This window comes from Myxococcales bacterium (assembly GCA_016717005.1).
Classification (GTDB): domain Bacteria; phylum Myxococcota_A; class Polyangia; order Haliangiales; family Haliangiaceae; genus UBA2376.
The window spans coordinates 1065106-1087860 of record JADJUF010000001.1 but is presented as its reverse complement, the minus strand read 5'-3'; the positions used below and the strand labels follow the sequence as shown (position 1 = coordinate 1087860).

The 22755-nt window shown below is 75.1% G+C and carries 21 protein-coding genes; 11 read left to right on the top strand and 10 right to left on the bottom strand.

Going from position 1 to position 22755, the window contains the following annotated elements; genetic code table 11:
* Window positions 1-26 precede the first annotated feature (26 nt).
* The 3 genes from amrS to amrB are packed head-to-tail and all read right to left on the bottom strand — an operon-like array spanning window position 27 to window position 2451.
* Window positions 27-1094, bottom strand: a complete 1068-nt coding sequence (amrS, locus tag IPL61_04600; protein MBK9030612.1) for an AmmeMemoRadiSam system radical SAM enzyme — start codon at window positions 1092-1094, stop codon at window positions 27-29.
* Window positions 1091-1660, bottom strand: coding sequence for an AmmeMemoRadiSam system protein A (amrA, locus tag IPL61_04595; protein ID MBK9030611.1), 570 nt, complete (start codon window positions 1658-1660; stop codon window positions 1091-1093). Before amrA ends, amrS begins: the two co-directional genes overlap by 4 nt.
* Window positions 1657-2451 (bottom strand): AmmeMemoRadiSam system protein B, encoded by a 795-nt coding sequence (amrB, locus tag IPL61_04590; GenBank protein MBK9030610.1) that lies wholly within the window; start codon window positions 2449-2451, stop codon window positions 1657-1659. The genes amrA and amrB overlap by 4 nt, the downstream gene beginning before the upstream one ends.
* 153 nt (window positions 2452-2604) lie before the next feature.
* Between amrB and IPL61_04585 the strand changes: the two genes are divergently transcribed.
* A complete protein-coding gene (locus tag IPL61_04585) occupies window positions 2605-3012 on the top strand; it encodes a CBS domain-containing protein (protein ID MBK9030609.1) in 408 nt (135 codons plus the stop codon).
* A gap of 13 nt (window positions 3013-3025) precedes the next feature.
* Here IPL61_04585 and IPL61_04580 read toward each other — a convergent pair whose 3' ends face one another.
* A complete protein-coding gene (locus IPL61_04580; GenBank protein ID MBK9030608.1) occupies window positions 3026-3889 on the bottom strand; it encodes a hypothetical protein in 864 nt (287 codons plus the stop codon).
* A gap of 126 nt (window positions 3890-4015) precedes the next feature.
* Here IPL61_04580 and IPL61_04575 point away from each other — a divergent pair, with 126 nt between their 5' ends.
* Window positions 4016-5005, top strand: a complete 990-nt coding sequence (locus tag IPL61_04575; GenBank protein MBK9030607.1) for a fumarylacetoacetate hydrolase family protein — start codon at window positions 4016-4018, stop codon at window positions 5003-5005.
* Window positions 5002-5664 (top strand): maleylacetoacetate isomerase, encoded by a 663-nt coding sequence (gene maiA, locus IPL61_04570; protein MBK9030606.1) that lies wholly within the window; start codon window positions 5002-5004, stop codon window positions 5662-5664. Before IPL61_04575 ends, maiA begins: the two co-directional genes overlap by 4 nt.
* Window positions 5665-5977: 313 nt before the next feature.
* Here maiA and IPL61_04565 read toward each other — a convergent pair whose 3' ends face one another.
* Entirely contained in the window at window positions 5978-7288 is a 1311-nt protein-coding gene (locus IPL61_04565) for a sigma 54-interacting transcriptional regulator (protein MBK9030605.1), read from the bottom strand.
* An 898-nt stretch (window positions 7289-8186) separates the two neighbouring features.
* Here IPL61_04565 and IPL61_04560 point away from each other — a divergent pair.
* Both IPL61_04560 and IPL61_04555 read left to right on the top strand, forming a co-directional pair.
* The gene (locus tag IPL61_04560; GenBank protein ID MBK9030604.1) at window positions 8187-9380 is read left to right on the top strand and encodes a PEGA domain-containing protein; all 1194 of its coding nucleotides are present in this window, start codon (window positions 8187-8189) and stop codon (window positions 9378-9380) included.
* Window positions 9377-10075 carry a hypothetical protein gene (locus tag IPL61_04555; protein ID MBK9030603.1) on the top strand — a complete coding sequence of 233 codons (699 nt, stop codon included), beginning with the start codon at window positions 9377-9379 and terminating at the stop codon, window positions 10073-10075. The genes IPL61_04560 and IPL61_04555 overlap by 4 nt, the downstream gene beginning before the upstream one ends.
* Window positions 10076-10087: 12 nt before the next feature.
* Here the strand turns inward: IPL61_04555 and IPL61_04550 are convergent, their stop codons facing one another.
* Window positions 10088-10975 carry a peptidoglycan DD-metalloendopeptidase family protein gene (locus IPL61_04550; protein MBK9030602.1) on the bottom strand — a complete coding sequence of 296 codons (888 nt, stop codon included), beginning with the start codon at window positions 10973-10975 and terminating at the stop codon, window positions 10088-10090.
* Between the two features lie 97 nt (window positions 10976-11072).
* Window positions 11073-11852: a hypothetical protein gene (locus IPL61_04545; protein ID MBK9030601.1), complete on the bottom strand. Its 780-nt coding sequence runs from the start codon at window positions 11850-11852 to the stop codon at window positions 11073-11075.
* A gap of 141 nt (window positions 11853-11993) precedes the next feature.
* Between IPL61_04545 and IPL61_04540 the strand changes: the two genes are divergently transcribed.
* Complete coding sequence (locus IPL61_04540; protein ID MBK9030600.1) at window positions 11994-13274, top strand: FAD-binding protein; 1281 nt, start codon at window positions 11994-11996, stop codon at window positions 13272-13274.
* 4 nt (window positions 13275-13278) lie between these two features.
* Here the strand turns inward: IPL61_04540 and IPL61_04535 are convergent, their stop codons facing one another.
* Both IPL61_04535 and IPL61_04530 read right to left on the bottom strand, forming a co-directional pair.
* Window positions 13279-13911, bottom strand: coding sequence for a metallophosphoesterase family protein (locus IPL61_04535; GenBank protein ID MBK9030599.1), 633 nt, complete (start codon window positions 13909-13911; stop codon window positions 13279-13281).
* Window positions 13912-13939: 28 nt separating this feature from the next.
* Window positions 13940-14458, bottom strand: coding sequence for a PCRF domain-containing protein (locus tag IPL61_04530; GenBank protein MBK9030598.1), 519 nt, complete (start codon window positions 14456-14458; stop codon window positions 13940-13942).
* A 145-nt stretch (window positions 14459-14603) separates the two neighbouring features.
* Here IPL61_04530 and IPL61_04525 point away from each other — a divergent pair, with 145 nt between their 5' ends.
* The 5 genes from IPL61_04525 to IPL61_04505 all read left to right on the top strand — a co-directional run bounded on the left by IPL61_04525 (window position 14604) and on the right by IPL61_04505 (window position 20312).
* A complete protein-coding gene (locus tag IPL61_04525; protein MBK9030597.1) occupies window positions 14604-16019 on the top strand; it encodes a VOC family protein in 1416 nt (471 codons plus the stop codon).
* A 63-nt stretch (window positions 16020-16082) separates the two neighbouring features.
* Window positions 16083-16979 (top strand): GGDEF domain-containing protein, encoded by an 897-nt coding sequence (locus IPL61_04520; protein ID MBK9030596.1) that lies wholly within the window; start codon window positions 16083-16085, stop codon window positions 16977-16979.
* A gap of 119 nt (window positions 16980-17098) precedes the next feature.
* Complete coding sequence (locus tag IPL61_04515) at window positions 17099-18793, top strand: erythromycin esterase family protein (protein ID MBK9030595.1); 1695 nt, start codon at window positions 17099-17101, stop codon at window positions 18791-18793.
* Between the two features lie 104 nt (window positions 18794-18897).
* Complete coding sequence (locus IPL61_04510) at window positions 18898-19440, top strand: erythromycin esterase family protein (protein MBK9030594.1); 543 nt, start codon at window positions 18898-18900, stop codon at window positions 19438-19440.
* A gap of 446 nt (window positions 19441-19886) precedes the next feature.
* Window positions 19887-20312 (top strand): hypothetical protein, encoded by a 426-nt coding sequence (locus IPL61_04505; GenBank protein MBK9030593.1) that lies wholly within the window; start codon window positions 19887-19889, stop codon window positions 20310-20312.
* Between the two features lie 138 nt (window positions 20313-20450).
* Here IPL61_04505 and IPL61_04500 read toward each other — a convergent pair whose 3' ends face one another.
* On the bottom strand, window positions 20451-22640 hold the full coding sequence (locus IPL61_04500) for a phosphatidylserine/phosphatidylglycerophosphate/cardiolipin synthase family protein (GenBank protein ID MBK9030592.1): 2190 nt from the start codon (window positions 22638-22640) through the stop codon (window positions 20451-20453).
* Window positions 22641-22755 lie beyond the last annotated feature (115 nt).

Below are 22755 nucleotides of genomic sequence, written 5' to 3'. Positions count from 1 at the left end.
CGGGCGTCGGTGCGACCGCGCCGAGATCAGATCGCGACGCGGAGCCGGCGGCGGCCGAAGTCGCCCGGTTGGGCCGCGAACCGCCCGGCGATCGCGGCGCCGCACGCGCCGCACGCGCCGTCGGTGAGGCGCCACGCCAGCAGCTGGTACCAGTCGCGCTCGATCACCGCGGCGCCGCACGCGGGACACATCGTCGCATCCCCGGCCGGATCGTGGACGTTGCCGGTGTAGACGTAGCGCAGGCCGGCCCGCCGCGCGATCGCCCGGGCCCGCTGCAAGGTCGCGAGCGGGGTCGCGGGCACGTCGGTGAGCTTGTAGTCGGGGTGGAACGCCGAGAAGTGCAGCGGCACGTCGGGGCCGAGCTCGGTCGCGACCCAGCCGGCAAGCTCGTCGAGCTCGCGGTCGCCGTCGTTGAGGCCCGGGATGATCAGGGTCGTGATCTCGGTCCAGACCGCGGTCTCCTTGACGAGGTAGCGCAGCGTGTCCTTGACCGGCCCGAGGCGGGCCGCGCACTGGCGGTGGTAGAACTCGTCGGTGAACGCCTTGAGATCGACGTTCGCGGCGTCGAGGTGCGCGTACAGCTCGGCGCGCGGCTCGGCGTGGATGTAGCCGGCGGTCACCGCGACCGTCTTGATCCCGCGCGCGCGGCACGCGATCGCGGTGTCGATCGCGTACTCGGCGAAGATCGTCGGATCGTTGTAGGTGAACGCGACGCTGGCGGCGCCGGCGTCGACCGCGGCCGCGGCGATCGCCTCGGGGCTGGCGCGATCGGCCAGGCGATCCATGTCGCGCGACTTCGAGATGTCCCAGTTCTGGCAGAACTTGCACGCCAGGTTGCAGCCAGCGGTGCCGAACGACAGCACGCTCGTGCCCGGATAGAAGTGGTTGAGCGGCTTCTTCTCGATCGGATCGAGCGCGAACCCGCTCGAGCGGCCGTAGGTGGTCAGCACCAGGCGATCGCCGTCGCGCTGGCGCACGAAGCAGAGGCCGCGCTGGCCGTCGCCGAGCCGGCAGTCGCGCGGGCACAGGTCGCACTGCAGGCGGCCATCGTCGGTGGCGTGCCACCAGCGCGCGGGGTACGCGAGCTCGCTCATGACGCCGCCCGCGGTGGATCGACGAAGCGCGCGGCGGTGTAGCGCCACAGCTCGACCTCGGGGCTCCAGAAGTCCGGCGCCAGCCCGGCCTTGCGCCGCAGCATCGCCAGGAACGCCGCCGGCTCGGGCAGGTCGTCCCAGACCGCCGGCAGGAGCGTGCCGCGCTGGCCGTGGTAGCCGAGCACCAGCCCATCGACGCCGGGGCGGATCGCGCGCACCGCCTCGGCCTCGGTGGTCACGGCGATCCGCTCGAGCGGCGACAGGATCGACAGCTCGAGCTCGAGCGCGTCGACGTCGGCCAGGCCCAGCCGGCGCCCGCGCGGATCGTCGATGCCGGCGGCCACGGCGTTGGCGGCGACGTCGACGACGATCGGCCGCCGCGGCGTCAGCGACCCGATGCAGCCCTGCAGATCGCCGTCGGGCCAGTGCAGGCTGACGAAGGTCGCGGCCGGCTGCTCGGCCCAGGCGCCGACCGGCGGCGACGCGTGCGGTCCGCCCAGCTCCTCGCGCAGGCGCGCGCGCGCCCACCGCGCCAGGGCCGGACCGTGGCTGGTCAGCGCGGTCACGACGCCACCTCGTACAAGGCGAACGCGCCGTAGCCGACGACCTCGTCGCGACCGCCGGCGGTGTCGCCCGAGCTGCGCAGATCGAGCAGCTCGATCCGCAGGCGCCGGCGGCGCGCCACCCACGCCAGGCCGTTGACCGCCATCGCGCCGCACGCGTCGTCGCCGTCGAGATCGGTGGCGGCGTCGAGGATGCGGTCGGCGGTGCGCTCGTCCCGGGCGCGCCCGGCGCGGTACGGCAGGTAGTGCGACAGATCCGAGCTGACCACGATCACGGTCTCGGGGCCGCCCCACAGCGCCTCGAGGACCGCGCCGACCTCGGCGGCGCTCGCGCGCGAGCCGGCCAGCGGCACGATCCGCGCGTGCGGCGCGACCCGCTGGAGGAACGGCAGCTCGACCTCGAGGGCGTGCTCGCGGGCGTGCGCGACCTCGCTGGCCGCGACCTGGGGCACCGCGGCCAGCGCGGCGGTGTCGACCTCGACCTCGCCCAGCGGTGTGCGCAGGCGCTCGGCGTCGGGCCACGCCAGGCCGGTGACGAACACGCGATGGGTCGGCCCGATCAAGATCACCCGCTCGATCCGGTCGGCGTAGGGCGCCAGGCGCGCGAACCCAGCCGCGGCGATCGGCCCCGAGTACACGTAGCCGGCGTGGGGCACGATCAGCGCCTTCGGGCACGGCTCCAGCGAGGTCGGGCGCGCGGCCGCGAGGAGGTCGTCGACCAGCGCCGCCAGGGCGTTCGGCGCCGCTGGATAGAAGGTGCCGGCGACCGCCGGCGCGCGGGTGACCACGTGCATGACGTAAATGTGGGGCCGCGTACAGCGACCGCAAGGGGGCGGGGGCGTCGCGCCCCCCTTGGCCCCCTTGGCGCGCGGCGCGCGGCGCTGGAGATCGCGATCAGACCCTGTCGTGGCCTACCGATCGCCTCCGGATGGCGGCATGCTGTGGCCGTGAAGCCCTATCACCTGAAGGTCCGCTATCTGATGTCCACGGCGCTCATCACCGTGCGCGCGAACGAGCTGGTGACCGAGGCCCACGCCGAGATGGAGTCCGGTGATATCCGGCACCTGCCGGTCGTCGACGATCGCGGGCGCCTGGTCGGCGTGCTCTCGGACCGCGATCTGCTGCGCACCGCCGCGGCCAAGCGCACGCCGCGCATCTCCGAGATCATGAGCCGCGAGGTGGTCAAGGTCGGCCCCGACGCGCCGGCCCACGAGGCGGCGGCGCTGATGCTCGAGTACAAGATCGGATCGGTGGCGGTGGTCGACGAGGACGACGCCCTGGTCGGCATCGTCACGCAGACCGACTTCCTGGACCTGGCGCGCAAGGCCCTGCTGGGCCTGCCGTTGGAGCGCTGACGGCGACCGGCGGCTAGCGGTCGTCGCTCGCGACCGCGGTGGTCGGGGGCATCGGCACCAGCACCGGCGCGCCGCCCGCGACCTGCGCGCGGTGCTCGTTCTCGACCCGGGCGGCGTCGGCGAAGCGGTAGAGGTCGCTCTTGACGTCGTCGGCCAGCGCCGGCGCCGAGCGCACGGCGAGGGTCGAGGCCAGCGCCGCCAGCTTGTCGTCCTGGTGCCACAGGTTCGAGCGGCGCCGCCCGAGCACCGAGCGCCGGGTCGTGAACAGGAGCAGGCCGGTCTTGACGTCGAACAGGCTGGCCTCGACGTAGCCGTACGCGGCGTGATCCTGGCCGGGCAAGAACGCCGCGCCGACGACGGTCGCGTAGCCCCAGGCGATCGGCCCGACCGTGCTCCGGGTCGCGATCACCTCGCGGTACAGCATCACGTAGCGCAGCCGGTAGCGCGCCGCGACCTCGCGCAGGGCCTCCATGCCCAGCGAGCCCGACGGGATCGGCATCACCTCGGTCACGAGCGTGAACGGCTCACTGCCGCGCAGGCGCTGCACGAACGGCGCGACCCCGGCCGGCACCCGCAGGTAGTCGGGGTTGGGGCCGCGCCAGTCGGTCGCGGTCACGACCGGCACGACGCCGACCCGGGCCGGCAGATCGAGCTCGATCGGCGCCGCGAGGATCTGCTGGAGCGCGTCCTCGGTGAGCGCGCCTTGTGGATCGCGCGCGAACAGCGACCGCTCGAGCGGCGGCGGCGGCGGCGCGTCGGCCATCGCCGGGGCGTCGGCCATGCGGGCCGAGGCGTACTGCGGCCGCGCGCCGCACGCCGACGCCGCGAGACAGAGCACGAGCAGGGCGGCCGCGCGGCCACCAGATCCGAGAGACATGGGGGGCTCCTGGGAGGGAAGGGGGGCGACGCGAGCGCGCCGCCGGGGAAGTGCCCTCTTAACGCCGGGCCCGGGCTCGGCTTACGCCGGTGACACGTCGGCGACGCCGGCGTAAGGTCCGCGGCGATGAAGCTCGCCACACTCCGCGATGGCACCCGCGACGGTCGTCTCCTGGTGGTCCGCGCCGACGGTGAGGTCGGCGCGCCGGCGCCCGCGCCGTGGACCTCGATGCAGCGCGCGCTCGACGACTGGGACGCGGCCGAGCCGGCGCTGCGCGCCACCGCCGCGGCGCTCGACGGCGGCCACCTCGACGGCGTGCCGATCGATCCCGCGCGCCTGGCCGCGCCGCTGCCGCGCGCCTACGAGTGGGTCGACGGCTCGGCCTACCTCAACCACGTCATCCTGGTCCGCAAGGCCCGCAAGGCCGAGCCGCCGGCGACGCTCACCACCGATCCGCTGGTCTACCAGGGCGGCTCCGGCGATCTCCTGGGCCCGCGCGATCCGGTCGAGCTGATCGATCCGGCCTGGGGCCTCGACTACGAGTCCGAGGTGGTGGTGATCCTCGGCGACACGCCGCGCGGCACCACCGCGGCCGAGGCCGCGCCGTACGTGCGCCTGGTGATGCTGGCCAACGACGTCACGCTGCGCAACCTGATCCCCGACGAGCTGGCCAAGGGCTTCGGCTTCTTCCAGAGCAAGCCGGCCACCGCGTTCTCGCCGTTCGCGGTCACGCCCGACGAGCTCGGCGCGGCCTGGGCCGACGGCCGCCTGCAGGCGCGGGTGCGCTCGACCTACAACGGCGCGGTCATCGGCGACTGCGACAGCGGCCCCGAGATGCACTTCTCGTTTCACGATCTGATCGCGCACCTGTGCAAGACCCGCCGCTACACCGCCGGCACGATCGTCGGCAGCGGCACGGTCTCGAACGCCGAGCGCGCGCGCGGCATCTCGTGCCTGGCCGAGATCCGGATGATCGAGACGATCGACACCGGCGCGCCCGTGACGCCGTTCATGAAGGTCGGCGATCGGATCGAGATCGAGGCGGTCCTGCCCGACGGCTCGAGCCCGTTCGGGCGGATCGATCAGACCGTCGTGGCCGCGGGCGGTGGCGCGTGAACCTGGTCCTGCACAACTACTGGCGCTCGTCGGCCAGCTACCGCGTGCGCATCGGCCTGGGCCTCAAGGGCCTCGCCTACGCGTACCGCGTCGTCAACATCATCAAGGACGGCGGCGCCCAGCACGGCGCCGACTACCGGGCCAAGAACCCGATGGCGCAGGTGCCGACCCTCGAGGTGGTCGACGACGACGGCGTCGCGATCTTCCTGACCCAGTCGCTGCCGATCCTCGAGTACCTCGACGAGCGCTGGCCGCACGCGCCGCTCTTGCCAGGCGGCGCGACCCACGCTGCGATGGTGACCCGGGCTCGGGCCCGGGCCCTGGCCGAGCTGGTCAACACCGGGATCCAGCCGCTCCAGAACCTGTCGACCACGCGCAAGGTCAAGGAGCTCGGCGGCGACGACCGCGCCTGGGTCGGCGGCTTCATCTCGACCGGCCTCGCCGCCTACGAGGCCGCGGCCGGCGACGGTCACCCGTTCTCGATCGGCGACGCGCCCACGATCGCCGACTGCTTCCTGGTGCCGCAGCTGTACTCGGCGCGGCGGTTCGGCGTCGACGTCGAACGCTTCCCGCGGCTCTTGGCGATCGAGGCCGCGTGCAACGCGCTGCCCGGGTTCGCGGCCGCGCACCCCGATCGCCAGCCCGACGCGGTGGTGTAGTGCGCGCCGGGGGCGTCGGCGGCATCGCGGCGGCCTCATCTGGCGTCGTCGAGGTGCGGGCGCGCTCCTGGCTGCGCGCGGTCGGCTGGCGCCGTGGCGGCAGCCTCATCGACGTCGCGGGGCGCCGTGATCCTCGGCGGTGGCGCCGCGGCGCAGGGGGCGCTGTCACCTCCAGCCATCATCTCGGGGACGCGATGGATGCGATGGCTATGGATCGATGTCGCGAAGGAGGTCTCGTGGAGCTCCAAGCAGAAGGTGGCGCGGGGCGAGTCGGTCGCGTGATCGGGCGGCGCCGCGCGGCGCCGGGCCGGCGTCAGCGCAGCCCGCTGGTCTTGAGCAGGCGGTGCAGGTGGACGCGGTCGACGCCGGCGGCGCGCGCGGCGGCGCTGACGTTGTTGCCGTGGGCGCGCAGGAGCGCCTCGAGGTAGCGCCGCTCGACGTGGCGGAGCCAGCGGTCGCGCACCGCCCGCAGCGGCTGGCTGACGTCGATCGTCGGCTCGGTCGACGGCGCGGTCGCGGCCAGCGCGCGCTCCTGGCGCACGACGCAGGCCTCGACGTAGTTGCGCAGCTCGCGGACGTTGCCGGGCCAGGCGTGGCGCAGGAGCTCGGGCAGGAGCTCGCCGCCGGCCAGGGCCCGCGCCATCGGCGACGCGCGATCGCCGAGGCCGTCGAGGATCGCCTCGACCAGCGGCGGGATGTCGTCGGTGCGCTCGCGCAGCGGCGGCAGGGTGATCACCAGCACCGCCAGCCGGAAGTACAGATCGGTGCGGAAGCGCCGGGCGTTGACCTCGGCCTTGAGGTCGCGGTTGGTCGCGGCGACCACGCGCACGTCGACCGGGATGCGCGCGACGCCGCCGACCCGCTGGATCTCGTGGCGCTCGATCACCCGCAGGAGCTTGGGTTGCAGCTCGAGCGCCAGCTCGCCGATCTCGTCGAGGAAGACGGTGCCGCCGTCGGCGGCCTCGAACGCGCCGATCCGCTGGTTGGTGGCGCCGGTGAAGGCCCCGGCCTCGTGGCCGAACAGCTCGTCCTCGAGCAGGTTGGCCGGCACGGCGCCGCAGTCGACCACGACCAGCGGGCCGTCGCGGCGCGGGCTCTCGAGGTGCAGCGACTCGGCTGCCAGATCCTTGCCGGTGCCGCTCTCGCCCTGGAGCAGCACCGTGACGGTGCTGGCCGCGGCCGCCTCGAGCTGGGCGTAGACCGCGCGCATCGGCACCGACGCGCCGCGCAGCCGGCCGAAGTGATCGCGCGCGGCCAGCGGGATCTCGACCTGGCGCGCGCCCAGATCGAAGCGCAGCTCGGTGCGGCCCAAGGTCAAGATCGCGCCGTCGCGCAGCGGCGCGTCGAGCACCGGCACGCGGTCGACGGTCGTGCCGTTGCGGCTGCCGAGGTCGCGCACGAACGCGGCGCCGTCGACGATCCGGACCTCGCAGTGCAGGCGCGACATCGACGTGTCGTCGACGACGACGTCGGCGCGGGGGTCGGCGCCGATGGTCGTGCGGGCGCGGCCGAAGGTGGTGGTGACGCCGGTGGTGAGGTTGGTCAGGCGACACTCGCGGACGTGCGCGCGCACGGCGGACGCGGCGGCCAGCGGCTCGGTGGCGCGTGGCGGCTCGGCGGCCATCAGTCGAGGCCCTCGCGCGGCGGCGGCGGCGTGCGGACGGGGCGCTTGGGGCGCGAGGGCGGGCGGTGCACCGCGGCGGTCCCGGCTCCGGCTCCGGCTCCGGTTCCGGCTCCGACTCCGGCTCCGGCTCCGGCTCCGGTTCCGGCTCCGACTCCGGTTCCGGCTCCGGTTTCGGCTCCGACTCCGGTTCCGGCTCCGGCTCCGGCTCCGGCTCCGGCTCCGGCCGGCTCCGGCTCCGGTTCCGGCTCCGGCTCCGGCTCCGGCTCCGGCTCCCGGTTCCGGTTCCGGTTCCGGCTCCGGCTCCGGCTCCGGTTCCGGCTCCGGCTCCGGCTCCGGTTCCGGCTCCGGTTTCGACTCCGGCTCCAGCTCCGCTTTCGCTGCCGATCGCCGCCGCCGACCGATCCGAGCGACCCCGCGTCGCGATCGCCGCGGCGGCGCCCGCGAGCACGATCGCCACCGCGACGGCGCCGACGATCCACGGCCACCGCCGCGCCCGCCGCGACGGCGGCGCCATCATCACGGCGGGCCCCAGCGCGACCACAGGGCCGGCGTCCTCGGTGACCCGCTCGACGTCGGCGTCGGCCCGGAGCGCCGCGGCCACCTCGGCCATCGAGCGCGGGCGCTGGCCGGGCGCGCGCGCGAGGCAGCGCTGCACCAGCTGGTCGTAGGCCGCCGACACCGCGGGGCCGCAGCGACGGGGCGCGTCGACCAGCTGCGGGCAGCGGCCGTCGTCGAAGCCGTCGAACGGCAGCGCGCCGGTCGCGACCTCGAACAGGATCACGCCCAGGGCCCAGACGTCGACGGCCGGCGCGATCAGCCCGCCGGCGAGCTGCTCGGGCGCCATGTACGCGACCGTGCCGATCCGCCGCGCCGTGGTGGTGGCCGCGCGGTCGCCCAGGTGCTTGGCGATGCCGAAGTCGACGATCCGCGGCGCGTCCCCGGCGAGCATGACGTTAGCGGGCTTGAGGTCGCGGTGGACGACGCCGCGATCGTGGGCGGCCTGCATGCCGTCGGCGATGACCGCGCCCAGTCGGCGCGCGGCGGCCTCGTCGAGGCGGCCGACCCGGCGCAGCCGCGCGGCCAGGGTCTCGCCGTCGATCTGCTCCATGACCAGGTAGCAGCGGCCGGTCGCGGGGTCGCAGCCGACGTCGAGCACGCGCACGACCGCGGGGTGATCGATCGCCCGGGGCCCGGCGGCCTCGGCCAGCGCGGCGGCGAGCGCGGCGGCGGGCGCGTCGTCGTCGTCGCGCAGGAGCTTCACCGCGACCGCGGCGCCGGTGCGCCGGTCGTGCGCGGCGTACACCGCGCTGGCGCCGCCGCGGCCGAGCAGCGCGCCCAGCGCGTAGTCTCCGACGACGAGTTGCGACATCGAGGGTCGCGACCTACTATGGCACGGATGCGCCGCGCGGTGGCCTCGATCCTCGTCGCCGCCGCGGTCGCCAGCGTCGGCGGCGCGCGCGCGGACGCGACCGAGACCACGGCGCTGTTCCACCTCGATCGCGGCGTCGCCGCGTTCCGCGCCGGCGACTACCTGGCCGCGCGCCGCGAGTTCACGATCGCGCACGAGCTGGTGCCCGACCGCGCCAACCCGTCCCGCTGGCTGGCGCTGACCGCGGTCCAGCTCGGCGACTGTCAGGCCGCGCGCGCGAGCGCCGACGACTTCCTCGCGCGGGTCCCGGCCGGCGACCCGCGGGCGGCCGAGCTCGAGCGGCTGCGCGACCTGTGCCTGCGCACCGGCGCGCTGCACGTCACGACCGCGCCGGCCGGCGCGGTGATCCACCTCGACGGCGCCGTGGTCGGGCCCGCGCCGTACCACGCGCTGGCCGTGACCGCGGGCGCGCACACCGTCGTCGCCGATCATCCGGGGCGGGCCTCGGTCACGCGCACGGTGCTGGTGCCGGCCGGCGGCGCGCTGGCGGTCGAGCTGCGCCTGGGCCGGCCGGCGCGCCCGCTGCACCGGCGCTGGTGGTTCTGGCCGACCGTGGCCGGCGCCGCGGCGCTGACCGCGACCGCGATCGTCCTGGCGAGCCAGCCCGACGACCCGGCCGTGTTGCCGCCGATCCGCTGCGACGCGCTCGGGTGCCGGCCGTGAGCCGCGCGCTGCTGGTCGCGGCCGTCGCCGGCTGCGCCGGGCCCGATCCGTGCGCGGACGTCGCCGGCGCGTGCGTGGCGGTGCGGATCGAGTCGGCGACCGTCGGCGCGATCGATCAGCTCGAGCTCGACGTGCTCCACGGCGAGCTCCACGCCTACGCCGCGACCGCGCCCGGCGGCGGCGGCGCGGTCGAGCTGCCGGTGGTCACCGCGCTGGCGATCGCGATCGACGGCGACCTGCCGATCGAGGTCGGCGTCGTCGCCGCGGGCAAGCTCGGCGCGATGGTGCTCGGCACCGGCGCCGCCAGCACGACGCTGGCGCCGGGGCAGCGCGCGGGGCTGACGATCGAGCTGTCGCCGATCGGCGCGTGCGTCGATGGCGGGCTGTACTGCGGCGGCGACAAGCTCGCCGGCGATCCGGCGACGCTGTACCAGTGCGATCGCGACGGCGTGCCCAAGGCCCGCGGGCGCTGCCGCGCCGGCTGCGTCGTGGCGCCGACCACCGACGACACCTGCCGCGCCGCCGACGACGGGCAGCCCGGGCCGTGCACCACCGGCGGCTTCTACTGCGGCGGCGACGAGGTCGACGGCGACCCCCAGGCGCTGTACCGGTGCGAGGCCGGCGTCGGCGTGCGCACCGAGGTCTGCGTCGCCGGCTGCGTGGTCGAGACCGGCCGCGACGATCACTGCCGCTGACGCACGGGCGGCTCACGGGCAGGTCGGCGCGACCTGGCCGTCGGAGCCGGTCGCGACGTACGCGTCGGCGATGTAGCCGCTGCCGATGTTGTCCCACAGGGTCGACGTGCCGTAGGTCCCGGTGATCGACTGGCCGCGCTGCTGGCACCGGATCGTGACGTGGGTGCCGTCGGCGACCGAGCCGAGGGCGGCGGTCGACGTGCTGGCGCCGGCGCGGACGGTCAGCGGCGCGCCCGCGGTGTTCACGCGCCCGGCGACGCCGGCGCTGCCGCTGCACGCGTTGACGCTCTTGTAGTTGCGGGTCCCGAAGTACAGCGCGCCGGCGCCGTCGAAGGCGGCGCGGACCGCGACGCCGTTGTGGCGCTGCTCGTAGTGCAGGTGCGGCCCGGTCGAGCCGCCGGTCGTGCCGACGTTGCCGATGACCTGGCCCTGGCGCACGGTCTGGCCGACCGAGACGCGCTGCGCCGACAGGTGGGCGTAGCGGGTGGTGTAGCCGTTGCCGTGGCTGATCTCGATCCACCGGCCGTAGCTGACCGAGCCGGCGTTGGCGACGCGCGTGACCGTGCCCGCGGCCGCCGCGGCGACCGGATCGCCGTCGTCGTTGGCGCGGTTGAAGTCGACCGAGCTCTGGGGGCTGTGGTTGGTGCGGGTCTGGCCAGCCCAGGTCTGGCCGCACGGGAACGGCACCTGGAACCGCGGCGCGACCGCGTACAGATCCGGCACGGCCTCGGCCGCGTCTGACGCCTCGTCGCCAGGCAGCGGGCCGTCGTCGTCCCAGAGCTCGTCGCCGAGATCGCCGGCGGGGTCGTCGGGGCCGGTGACGTCGTCGGCGACCAGGGTGGTGCAGGCGCCGCACGCGAGCGCGGCGGCGAGGAACACGAACGTGCGCGAGTGGGTCATGGCTGGTCCTTCAGCAAGCCCCGCGCCACCGCCAACCGCGCGGGATCCCAGGCGCCGCCGCGCGGGCTGTAGCGCCGGCTGTTACAGGTGCAACCCGTCACGGGCAGGTCGGCGCCACCTGGCCGTCGGCGCCGGTCGCGACGTAGGCGTCGGCGACGTAGCCGCCGTCGATGCGATCCCACAGGGTCGAGCGGCCGTAGGTGCCGGTCACCGCCTGGCCGACGCGCTGGCAGCGGATGGTCACGAACGCGCCGTCGGCGACCGAGCCGACCGCGGCGGTCGAGGTGCTGGCGCCGGCGCGCACGGTCAGCGGCGCGCCCGAGGTGTTGATCCGCGCGGGCACGCCGGCGCCGCCGTTGCTGGTCCCGCTGGCGCTGGCCGCGAACTTGGCGGTGACGACCCGCAGCGCCGCCGCGGTGAAGCTGTGCCAGCGGTAGCGCGTGTTGCTGACCAGGCCGTTGCGCCCGACCAGGAACGAGCGCACCTGGGCGCGGAGCTGGGTCTTCATCTTGCTGTTGGCGTAGACCGCGTGGATGTGGTCGGCGCCGCGCCAGCCGTCGACGCCGTCCTTGCGGTACCACGCGGCGAACCCGGCCCGGGCCAGGCGCTCGAGCAGGTTGTGGATCTGGGTCGCGGTCAGGCCGCGCACCGACAGATCGGTGGCGGCGCAGTAGGCGCGGCCGTTCACGGTGCCGTCGGCGGCGTGGTAGCCCGCCGAGGCCGGCGCGTTGCCGATGGTCTGGGTGATGCGCCACGCCGCCGCGACCTCGGCGGCGGTCAGCTCGGGCTGGTCGATCGGATCGTCCTCGACCTCGGGCGAGGCGCAGGCGGTCGAGACGAGCAGGGCGCAGCAAGCGAGCGACAGGTGCTTGGACATGGCGGCGGCCATCGCAAGGCCCGTGCCGCGGGCAAGGGCGCGGACTCGCGCGGCCCGCGCCCCGCGCCTGTCGCGTCGGGTGTTACACCTGACCGCACCAGCGACACCGGCTCGGCGCGGCGCCGCGGGTAGACTCGCACGATGGCTACCGTCCGCAACTTCGGCCGCAACCTGCGGTTCACGCCGGCGGCGATCGCGCGGCCCCGCGATCGCGACGAGGTGCGCGCGCTCGTCCGCGCGGCGCGGCGGCTGCGGGCGGTCGGCGCGGCCCACTCGTGGTCGCCGGCGATCGTCACCGACGGCACGCTGGTGTCGCTCGAGCGGATGCGCGCGCCGATCGCGCTCGACCGCGCGCGCATGCAGGTGACGGTGCAGGGCGGGATGCGCCTGTTCGAGCTCAACGCGCACCTGGCCGATCACGGCCTGGCGCTGGCCAGCCTGGGCTCGATCGATCAGCAGGGCGTGGCTGGGGTGATCGCCACCGGCACCCACGGCAGCGGCGCGCGGTTCCCGTGCATCAGCGCCGGGGTCGCGCGGCTCGAGCTGGTCGACGGCCGCGGCGACGTGGTCACGCTGGCCCGGGGCGACGCTGACTTCGCCGGCGCGGTGGTCGGCCTCGGCGCGCTCGGCGTCGTCACCGCGGTCACGTTCGACGTGGTGCCGGCGTTCCAGCTCCACGACGTCACCGGCCGGGCCTCGTTCGCCGACGCGGTGGCCGGGCTCGACGCCGCGGTCGCGGCCAGCGATCACTACAAGCTGTGGTGGCTGCCGCCCGGCGACGAGGTGATCGTCTACGACCGGCGCCGGACCGATCGCCCCGCCGACGACTCGCCGCTGCGCCGGTTCATCAAGGACCGGGTGGTGTCGGTCGGCGTCTACCGGACGCTGGTCGCGGTCGGGCAGCTCAGCGGCCGGCGCTGGATCCCCGGCATCAACCGGTTCCTGACCCGCGAGGCCGGGCGCCCGCTCGACCGGGTCGTGCCGAGCGCGATCGGGTTCCTGACGCCGGTGCCGCCGGTCCACCGCGAGGCCGAGTGGGCGTTCGACGCGCGCACCGCGGCGGCGCTGTTGCCGGCCTACCGCGCCGAGCTCACCGCCGTCGGGCACACCTACAACTTCATCCAGGAGATCCGCTGGAGCGCGGCCGACGACCTGTGGCTGTCGCCGGGGTACCAGCGCGACACCGTGTGGCTGTCCCTCTACAACATCGATCGGCGCAACTGGGCGGCGCAGCTCGAGCGGTTCGAGGCGTTCGCGCGCGCCCACGGCGGGCGCCCGCACTGGGGCAAGGAGGCGACGTTCGATCGCGCCTACCTGCGCCAGCAGTACCCGCGCCTCGACGCCTTCGCGGCGCTGGCGGCCCGGTTCGATCCCGAGCGCAAGTTCCGCAACCCCTGGCTCGACGCGATCCTCGACGGGTGACGGGCTACGGGCTGCCCAGGGCCAGCTCGAAGCTGCGCAGGGCGGTGACGCCGTCGAGCTCGACCCGTAGCCAAATGCCGCGGCCGCGGCCGAGGTCGACCTCGAGCGCGCCGGGCGCGTTGTCGCGGCACAGCGTGCCGGGGTTGAGCACGGTCAGCGCGCCGAACCGGCGCACCATCGGCTCGTGGGTGTGGCCGCCGACGAACCAGCGGTAGACGCCGTCGGCGACCAGCTCCTCGAGGGCGAAGTTCGAGGCCAGGGCGTAGCCCTCGTCGTCGGGGCGCAGCCGCTGCATGTCGTCGGCGCCGACGCCGTGGCACAAGAGCAGCGGCCCGGCGACGGTGTCGAGGTGGCGGGTCGCCGGCAGCGCCGCCAGCCACGCGTGCTCGGCCGCCGGCAGCGGCGGCGTGGCCAGCGCGCGATCGTCCAGGTACCAGCGCTCGTGGTTGCCGCGCACGGTCACCACGCCGTGCTCGGCCAGCTGGGCCACGCACGCGGCCGCGTCCTCGGCGCCGTCGACGATGTCGCCCACGCACAGGATCGCGTCGGGCGCGGTGGCCCGGGCCCGGGCCAGCAAGTGACCCAGCCGGGTGGTCTCGGCGTGGACGTCGCCGATCAACAGCAGGTGGCGCAGCACGCGGCCAGGGTGCCACGGCCGGCGCCGACTACCACTCGCCGCGCTCGTAGTCGCGCAGGCGCCAGGTCCGCCCGGTCAGGTGATCGACGACGGTGCCGTCCTGGGCCCGCACGGTCCGGCGCTTGTCGCCGCGCATGCCGCTGCCGACCTGGCGCCGGCGCGCGTCGCCGCGGTCGCGCGCCCGGTCCGCCGCGGCCGCCGCGGACAGCCGGCCGCGCAGGGTCGCCAGGGCCACCGCCCGGTTCTGGTGCTGCGAGCGCTGGCTCTGGCTCTTGACGATCAGGCCGGTCGGCACGTGCCGGAGCTGGACCGCGCTGTCGGTCTTCTGCAGGTGCTGACCGCCCGAGCCGGTGGCCCGGCACGTCGACCACTCGAGGTCGCCGGGCGGGATCACCAGCTCGGCCGTGGCCGGCTCCGGCAGGACCGCGACGGTGATCGTGCTCGAGTGGACGCGCCCGCGCTTCTCGTTGGGCGGGATGCGCTGCCAGCGGTGACCGCCGGCCTCGCCCGCGAACAGCGGCGCGTCGAGGCCGCTGGCGCGGAACACGATCAGCCCGGGGCGGTCGGCGCACAGCTCGAGGTCAAAGTCGCCTCCGGGCGGCGAGCCGCAGGTAGATGGCGAACTGCTCCGCGACCAGGAGCTTGGCGTCGGCGCCCCCTTCGGCGGCGCGGATCTCGACGATGACGACCGGATGGCTCATGACTTCCTCCAGCGCGGCGGCGCCGGCCCACAGGGCAGCGACGGCGACGGCGCGCGGCTCGAACGAAAGACGTGCAGAACTGGACGAGGCGGTTCGAGGGAACCGTCGTCAGGTCTTCCGGAGCGGCGAGGACGCGATGCGCACGACCCCGATCGTCTAGCACGCACCGGCGGCGTCGGCAACGACGACCCGCGCGGTCGCGTGGCCCTGCCGGCCCGTGGTATCTGCGACGGCACACTCGCCGCAGGAGCCGCCGTGACCAAGCCCGACTCGCTCGGAATCATCCGCCTCGAGGGCCTCCACTACTACGTCCACGACCTCGAGCGCAGCCGCCGGTTCTACGTCGACCGGCTCGACTTCGCCGAGACCTGGCGCTCGACGCCGGACCTCGACGCCCAGGGCCGCCAGCGCTCGATCGGGTTCACCGCTGGCGACGTCGCCGTGGTCGTCAGCGCGCCGATCGCCGGCGCGGCCGGCCCGCCGTCGCGCGCGGCCCGGTTCCTGGCCAAGCACCCCGACGGCGTCGGCACGCTGTCGTTCGAGGTCGAGGACCTCGAGCGCACGTTCGCGCTGCTCGAGGGCCGCGGCGGCACGCCGATCTCCGACATCGAGACCTTCACCAGCGACGCCGGCACCCTGCGCCAGTTCTCGATCACGACGCCGTTCGGCGACACCACGTTCCGGTTCCGGCAGCGGCGCGGCTACCAGGCGCTGTACCCGGGCGCGGAGGCGGTCGCGGCCGGGCCCCACAACCGGTACGGCTTCGGCCACGTCGATCACGTGACGTCGAACTTCCAGACCATGAAGCCGGCGCTCCTGTGGATGGAGCACGTGCTCGGGCTCGAGCAGCTCTGGCAGGTCGAGTTCCACACCAGCGACGTCGACCCGCACCGCCAGACCGGCTCGGGCCTCAAGTCGATCGTCATGTGGGACCCGGCCAGCCAGGTCAAGTTCGCCAACAACGAGCCGGCCCGGCCGTACTTCAAGGCCTCGCAGATCAACATCTTCAACGAGGAGCTGCGCGGCGACGGCGTCCAGCACGCCGCCCTCACGATCGCCGACATCGTGTCCGGTGTGCGCGGCCTGCGCGCCAGCGGCGTGACCTTCATGCCGACCCCGGGCAGCTACTACGACATGCTGCCGGCGCGCCTCGACAAGACCGGCATCGGCCAGATCGACGAGGACCACGCGATCTTGCGCGACCTCGGGATCCTGGTCGATGGCGACCACCACCACGCCTACATGCTCCAGATCTTCTTGAAGGAGTCGGCCGGGCTCTACGGCGACCCCGCGGCCGGGCCGTTCTTCTACGAGATCATCCAGCGCAAGGGCGATCGCGGCTTCGGCGCTGGCAACTTCCGGGCGCTGTTCGAGAGCATCGAGCGCGAGCAGCAGAAGGCGCCCTGACGCTCGCTACCCCACCGATGCTGCGCGCGTTCGGCACAGATCGCGTATTCTCGGAGGTGCGCAATGTCCGGTGAGAAAGAGAAGACGCTGTTCCTGCAGATGGCGCCTCCGATCCCCAAGTCGGACACGCCGACCGGGGACGCGGTGCTGCTCGTCATCTACCCGACCGGCGCCGGCATGGGCCGCCGGTTCGGCCTGACCAGGCCCGAGCACGTGGTCGGGCGCCTGCCGGACCTCGACATACCGCTGGAGGGTGAGGGCCTGTCGCGCAAGCACGCGCGGGTCTTCCGCGACGACGGCGGCTGGCAGGTCGAGGATCTGGGGTCGACCAACGGGGTCTACGTCAACGACGTCAAGGTGCAGCGGCAGGCGCTGCGCGACGGCGACCTGGTCCGCTTCGGCGTGTCGATCTGCAAGTTCCTGGCGGGCGACAACGTCGAGGCGCAGTACCACGAAGAGATCTACCGGATGACGATCATCGACGGGCTCACCGGGGTCCACAACAAGCGCCACTTCCTCGAGTTCCTCGAGCGCGAGCTGGCCGCGGCCGTGCGCCACGCCACGCCGCTGTCGCTGGTGATGATCGACATCGACCACTTCAAGAAGATCAACGACACCCACGGCCACCTCGCCGGCGACGCCGCGCTCAAGGAGCTGTGCCGCCGGCTCAAGCCGCGGGTGCGCGCGAGCGATCTGCTGGCGCGCTACGGCGGCGAGGAGTTCGCCGCGGTGCTGCCGTCGACCGACCTCGCCGGCGCCATGGCGTTCGCCGAGGTGCTGCGCGCGCTGGTGGCGAGCGCGCCGCTCATGCACGAGAGCCTGGAGATCCCCGCGACCGTCAGCCTCGGCGCGGCCACGCTCGATCACGCCAACCCAGGCCGGCCCGAGGATCTGGTGGCGCGCGCCGACGCCAACCTGTACGAGGCCAAGCGCTCGGGGCGCAACCGCGTCGTCGGCTGACCGGCGCTGGCACGCGCCGTGAATGGTGCGGCCGCATGATGATGCCGGTCGCTGGCTCGGTTTCGGTCCCCCGCGCGGTGCCGCCGCTACCGCGGCGCGCTGGGTGTGTCGTCTCGGCGATGCGTCCGCCAGGCTGGATGATGGTGCTCGCGGCGGTGGGCTGTGGTGGGGCGACGCGGGCCCCGACACCCGTCGAGGCCCCGCCCGCGCCCGCGTCCCCGACCGCGGTCGCGCCGGCCCGGTCGCCGGTCCCCGCCCTGGGCGCCGAGCTCAACCTCGGCTTCGAGGAGCTCGACGGCGATCTGCCGCGGGGCTGGACGCCTCGCGCCGCAGGGCCCGGCGGCGCGGCTGACGCCACACCGCGCGGCGGCGCCGACACGGTCGCGCACAGCGGCGATCACAGCCTGCGGGTGATCGGGACCGGTGACGGCGCCGCGATGGCGGGGGCGTCGCTCGATGCGACCGCGCTGCGCGGCAAGCGCGTGCGCCTGCACGGCTGGGTTCGCACCGACGGGGTGGGCCCGCCAGGCTGGGCCGGGCTCTGGCTTCGTGTCGACGGCGGGGCCGGTGGTCTGGACAACATGTCTGATCGCGGCCTGGTGGGGACGTCAGACTGGCGCGAGGCGATCGCCTCGCTCGAGGTGCCGGCGGGCGCCGAGCGGCTGGTGTTCGGGCCGCTGCTGGTCGGCGCCGGGACCGCGTGGTTCGACGACCTCGCGCTCGAGGTGGTCGAGGTGGTCGAGGCGGCGCCGCCCCATCCGATCGAGGTCGGCGGCGTCGTGGTCGACGGCCACGGCGCGGTCGTGCCCGGGGCCCAGGTCGCGGTGATCCAGGCCAACCAGCTGGTGGCGCTGGTCGCGGGCGATCGCGCGGGGCGGTTCCACGCCACCGTCACCTCGGGGACGCTGTCGGTGTCGGCGCTGGCGCCGGGGCGGGTCGGCGGGTTCATCGAGGAGGCCCGCTACGACGGCGATCGCCGCGACCTGCGGGTGATCCTGCCCGACGGCGGCGGCGTCGAGGTGCGCGGGCGGCTGGTCGCGTCCGCGCCGGTGCCGGCGGGCGAGCCGGTGCTGGTCTGGCCGGTGTCCGAGCACTCGGGCGACATGTTCGCGCTGCCCGCGGCCGCCGACGGCACCTTCGCCGCGGTGCTGCCGCGGGGCGATCAATACGGCGCGCTGGTCCTGGGCGAGCGCGTCCAGGGGACGGGCTCGGCGGCGCGCGTCGGCGACGCGGTCACGCTCGAGGTGCCGGTGACCGTGCTGGCGCCCGCGCCGCCCGAGGTGGCGGCGTGGCTCGGGCGCGCCGGGGCGCCGCTGACCACGGTCGAGGCCGGTCACGGCTTCGCCGACCTCGCGCCGATCGGGCGCATGGTCGGGACCGCGCGCGTGGTCGGGCTCGGCGAGGCCACGCACGGATCCCGCGAGTTCTTCCAGCTCAAGCACCGCCTGCTCGAGTACCTCGTGGCCGAGCACGGCTTCACCGTGTTCGCGATCGAGGCCAACCAGCCCGAGTGCCGCGCGATCAACGCCTACGTGCTGCACGGCACCGGCGACGCGCGCGCGGCCCTGGCCGGCATCTACTTCTGGACCTGGGACACCGAGGAGGTCCTGGCGATGATCGAGTGGATGCGGGCGTGGAACGCCGATCCGGCCCACCGGCGCAAGGTGCAGTTCGTCGGCTTCGACATGCAGGTGCCGCGGGTCGCCGAGGCCGCGGTCGCGGCGTTCGTGCGTCAGGTCGCGCCCGCCGAGGCCGACGCGCTGCTGGCGCCGCTGGGCGATCCGGCACGCGGGCGGCCGGGCTCGCGGCGCTGACGGCGCGCTTCACCGCGCGGGCCAAGGCCTGGCGGCGGGCCGGCGGCGCCGCGGCGTTCGCCGACGCCCAGCACGACCTGCGGATCCTCGCTCAGGCCGACGCGATGCGCACGGCCCGCGACGGGCGCGCGAGCGCGGACGTCCGCGACCAGGCGATGGCGGAGAACATCGGCTGGCTGCTGGCCCAGGCGCCGCGCGGCGCGCGGATGGTCGTCTGGGCCCACAACGGCCACGTCGAGACCTCCGGCACGTTCGGCATGGTGCCGATGGGCGCCCACCTGCGCCGCGCGCTCGGGGCCGACTACCTGGCGCTGGGCCTCGTGTTCGATCGAGGCGAGTTCCAGGCGATCGATCGCACCGACGGCGCCACCGGGATGGACCTCAGGGCGTTCACCGTCGGGCCCGCGCCCGACACCGACGTGGCCGCGCCGTTCGCCGCGACCGGCCACCCGCTGCTCGCCGTCGATCTGCGGACCGCGCCGTCGGGCGTCGTCGCCGACTGGCTGGCCGCGCCGCACCGGATGCGCGAGGTCGGCTCGATGTACTTCGGCGCCGCCGCGGTCGGCCCGCCGCCGGCGCTGGCCGGTCGCTTCGACGCGCTGATCTTCGTCGCGCGCACGACCCGGGCCCGGTCGCTGCCGCGGTGAGCGGCGCGCGCGGCCGACGCTGCTGACGACCCCGCGTTCGCCGCCGAGGGTGGGCGGGTGTTCACCGGCTGGACGCCTGGGCGTCACAGGCTGTCAGCGAGCTGACCGCCGCCACGGTGTCGGCGGCACAACGGCCGGGGCGCCGTGGACGCTGCGGCATCTGACCACCTGGGGGCGCGACGCCGCGTGGCTAGGTTCTCGGGGCGATGCGCATCACCCCTGCTGGTGTCTTTCCCTGCGTGCTCGTGGTCGCCGCGCTCGGTTGCGGCAAGAAGGATGAGGCTAAGCCTGCGGCCGGCCCCGCGGGCCCGACCGCGCCCGCGCCCGCGCCGACGACTCCGACGGCTCCGACGGCCACCGCCGCAGTCGACGCCGGCTCGTGCCAGATCACGATCGATCGGCCGGCGCCGCGTTCGTGGACGGCGCCGGGCGGCGAGGCCGCGCTGATGTCCGACTACTTCATGAACGACGCCGAGCTGCGGCAGGCCCTGAGCTACATGGTCAAGTCGCCGGCCGACGTCGACGGGGCGATGCGCAAGGACCCGCGGCTGTACCCGCTCATGGTCAACTGTGTCGCCGACGGGGTCCGGCTGAACTTCACCGCCGCGCCCGGCACCACCTACGCCGACCTGCCGTTCGGCCCGAAGGCCTACGCGATCGGCGGCGACAAGGGCCAGATCGCCGTGATGGGCACGGCCGACCAGGCGCTGCTCACCCCGGCGCCCGGCGGCACGTTCGAGGTCACGCGGTTCGACGCCCACGGCCTGGTCGCGACGTTCTCGTTCACGACCCGCGGCGACGGCGCGACCGTGTCGGGCACGCTCGACCTGCGCTGCGCGCTCCGCACCGAGATGTGCCGGGCCGCGCGCTGAGCGCCGCTGGCTGGATCGACCCGTACTCGAGCGCGGCACGCCACAGGGCCCGCCCGAGACCACCTGACCCGCCAACGCCCGGGCCCCGGATGGGTGCGCGCCGGACGCACGTCACGCGCGCCGCCAGGCGCCGCGCCGTCACGAGTACAGGCGATCGGGCCACAGCCGGCTGGCGACCGCGCGGTGCGGGGCCTCGCGCCGCCACGCCGCCGAGGTCGGATCGATCGTGTGGGCCTGGGCCAGCAGCTCGTCGAGCTGCGCCGTCAGCGCCGCCGCGATCGTCGGTGACTCGATCACCAGGTTGACCTCGCGCTCCCAGTGGCTGGCGGTGGCGTCGAGGTTGGCGGTGCCGACGCTGGCGACGCAGCCGTCGACGACGACCACCTTGGCGTGGACGTAGGGGCGGATCCGGCCGCCGGTGGCGGTGATCGTGGGCCAGGCCGGGGCCGCGTACTCGGCGACCCGCACGCCCGCGGCCAGCAGCGGCTCGTAGCGGTGCTTGACCATGTACTCGAACAGCTCGCGGTGGCGCGGGCCCGCGAAGAACGTGCCGTCGCCGCGCCGGGCCAGGCCGTTGCCGGTCAGCACGTCGACCTGGACGCCGCGCTGGGCCGCGGCGATGAGCCGCATCGCCAGGTCGGCGATGACCGGGAAGTCGTTGACGACGACGATGCGCGCGCGCGCGCCGGCGAACAGCGCGTCGTAGCTGGCCAGCGCGCGGGCGTCGTCGATGCCGTCGTGGGTGATGACCCGGGCGAGGACGTCGCCGGCGACCGGCGCCGGCGCGCCGAGGTCGGCGCGGGCCAGCGTCGGGCCGCCGTTGCGCCGCCAGTTGGCGACGAACACGCGCTGCAGCTCGGCGACCAGCGGGCCGCGCACCCGGGCGTGGGCGTCGAGCCACGGGATCGCGTCGTGGGGCGTGGCGTCGTCGATCTCGACCTCGTCGAACCCCAGGTAGTACTCGTCGGCGCCGTTGCGGCCGGTGACGTAGGCGACCTCGCCGTCGATGATCGCCAGCTTGCGGTGGTCGCGCTGCTTGAGCGCGACGCGATCGAGGCCGCCCAGCGTGATCGGATCGCTGGCGACGATCTCGATCCCGGGCTGATCGAGCAGCTCGGCGACGACCGGGTTGGTGCGGCCGAGCAGGTCGTGACCGGCGTAGAGCGCGTCGACGACCAGCCGCACCGCGACCCCGGCGCGGCCGCGCGCCCGCAGCCGCTCGACCAGCTCGGTCGCGAACCGGCCGGGCTTGAGGATGTAGAACTGCAGGTGGATCGAGCGCGTGGCCCGCTCGAGGTCGGCGAACAGCGCCGCCCGGGCCGCGCGGTTGTCGAGCTCGATCTCGATCGCGTGGCCCGCGACCGCGCGGGTCGCGGTCATGAGATCGAGGCGCCGGGTCAGCGCCGCCGGGCCGGTCACGTCGTCGCGGGCGTCGACGAACGCCACCGCCGCCGCCCACAGCTCGGGCAGGCCGGCGCCGGTCGCGAGCCGCGCGACCAGGTCGGGCACGGTCAACGCCAGGAGCCCGACCGCGGCCGGCGCGTCGACGGTCGTGGTCGTGGTCAGGGCCGCGACCAGCGGCACGCCGGCGGCGCGGAGCCGGCGCACCAGCAGCTGCGCGTTGACCAGGCCGAAGTCGACGCCGAGGGTCGCGAAGTCGCGCTCGCGCGCGCCCAGCGCCAGCACCGCCGCGGCCGGCAGGCCGGCGTCGGCCAGCTGGGCATGGCGCGCGGCCACGCCGGCGACGTCGGCCAGCTCGGCCCAGCACACGGTCACGCCGTAGGTCGCGAGCGCGCGCACCACCGCCGCGACCGTCGCGACGTCGTCGTCGAGCAGCCGGGCGTCGGCCACGACCACCGGGCCGTCGCCGACCACTTGCAGGTGCGCGATCGGCTGGGCCGGGACCAGCACCGTGCCGTCGTCGGCCCGCAGCTCCGACGCGATCACGTGCAGGCCGATCGCCGGCGCGGTGACCGCGCACACCGCCGCGCCCAGCTCGCTGGTGCGGCCCGAGCCGACGTGGGCGCCGTCGATGAAGAACGCGACCTCGAGCCCCACCGGCGTGCCGGGATCGATCTGGGCCGACAGCTCGAGCGGCCGGCCCGCCGCCGCGAGCCGGTCGAGGCCGCGCTCGAGCCCGGCCCGGCCGCGCAGCCGCTCGGCCGCCCAGCCCAGGAGCGCCCGCTCGGCCCGGCTGGTGAGCTCGGACAGGGCGCTGTCCTCGTCGCCGTCGTCGGGCGCGCCGCCGGCGCGGGTCGGCAGCAGCTCCGCGACCACGTCGAGGATGCGGTCGGTGAGCGAGCGCTCCGGCGGATCGGTCGGGGCCATCGCGGGAGGCCATGGTCGGCGCGATGACAGGGCGCGCGCAACCTGCTGGCGCGGGTTCAGCGGGCTGGGCGCGCGCGTCCGCCGCCGGGGCGCGTCCCGGCGCCGCGCCGGTCGT

Excerpts from the sequence above, each read along its gene's own strand:
- IPL61_04505 (MBK9030593.1), top strand. The coding sequence starts at position 19,887 with ATGTCCGACTACTTCATGAACGACGCCGAGCTGCGGCAGGCCCTGAGC.
- amrS (MBK9030612.1), bottom strand. The coding sequence starts at position 1,094 with ATGAGCGAGCTCGCGTACCCCGCGCGCTGGTGGCACGCCACCGACGAT.
- IPL61_04500 (MBK9030592.1), bottom strand. The coding sequence starts at position 22,640 with ATGGCCCCGACCGATCCGCCGGAGCGCTCGCTCACCGACCGCATCCTC.
- amrB (MBK9030610.1), bottom strand. The coding sequence starts at position 2,451 with ATGCACGTGGTCACCCGCGCGCCGGCGGTCGCCGGCACCTTCTATCCA.
- IPL61_04550 (MBK9030602.1), bottom strand. The coding sequence starts at position 10,975 with ATGACCCACTCGCGCACGTTCGTGTTCCTCGCCGCCGCGCTCGCGTGC.
- IPL61_04520 (MBK9030596.1), top strand. The coding sequence starts at position 16,083 with ATGTCCGGTGAGAAAGAGAAGACGCTGTTCCTGCAGATGGCGCCTCCG.
- IPL61_04510 (MBK9030594.1), top strand. The coding sequence starts at position 18,898 with ATGCGCACGGCCCGCGACGGGCGCGCGAGCGCGGACGTCCGCGACCAG.
- IPL61_04565 (MBK9030605.1), bottom strand. The coding sequence starts at position 7,288 with ATGGCCGCCGAGCCGCCACGCGCCACCGAGCCGCTGGCCGCCGCGTCC.
- IPL61_04580 (MBK9030608.1), bottom strand. The coding sequence starts at position 3,889 with ATGTCTCTCGGATCTGGTGGCCGCGCGGCCGCCCTGCTCGTGCTCTGT.
- IPL61_04575 (MBK9030607.1), top strand. The coding sequence starts at position 4,016 with ATGAAGCTCGCCACACTCCGCGATGGCACCCGCGACGGTCGTCTCCTG.
- IPL61_04525 (MBK9030597.1), top strand. The coding sequence starts at position 14,604 with ATGGCTCATGACTTCCTCCAGCGCGGCGGCGCCGGCCCACAGGGCAGC.
- IPL61_04515 (MBK9030595.1), top strand. The coding sequence starts at position 17,099 with ATGCGTCCGCCAGGCTGGATGATGGTGCTCGCGGCGGTGGGCTGTGGT.
- IPL61_04540 (MBK9030600.1), top strand. The coding sequence starts at position 11,994 with ATGGCTACCGTCCGCAACTTCGGCCGCAACCTGCGGTTCACGCCGGCG.
- IPL61_04545 (MBK9030601.1), bottom strand. The coding sequence starts at position 11,852 with ATGTCCAAGCACCTGTCGCTCGCTTGCTGCGCCCTGCTCGTCTCGACC.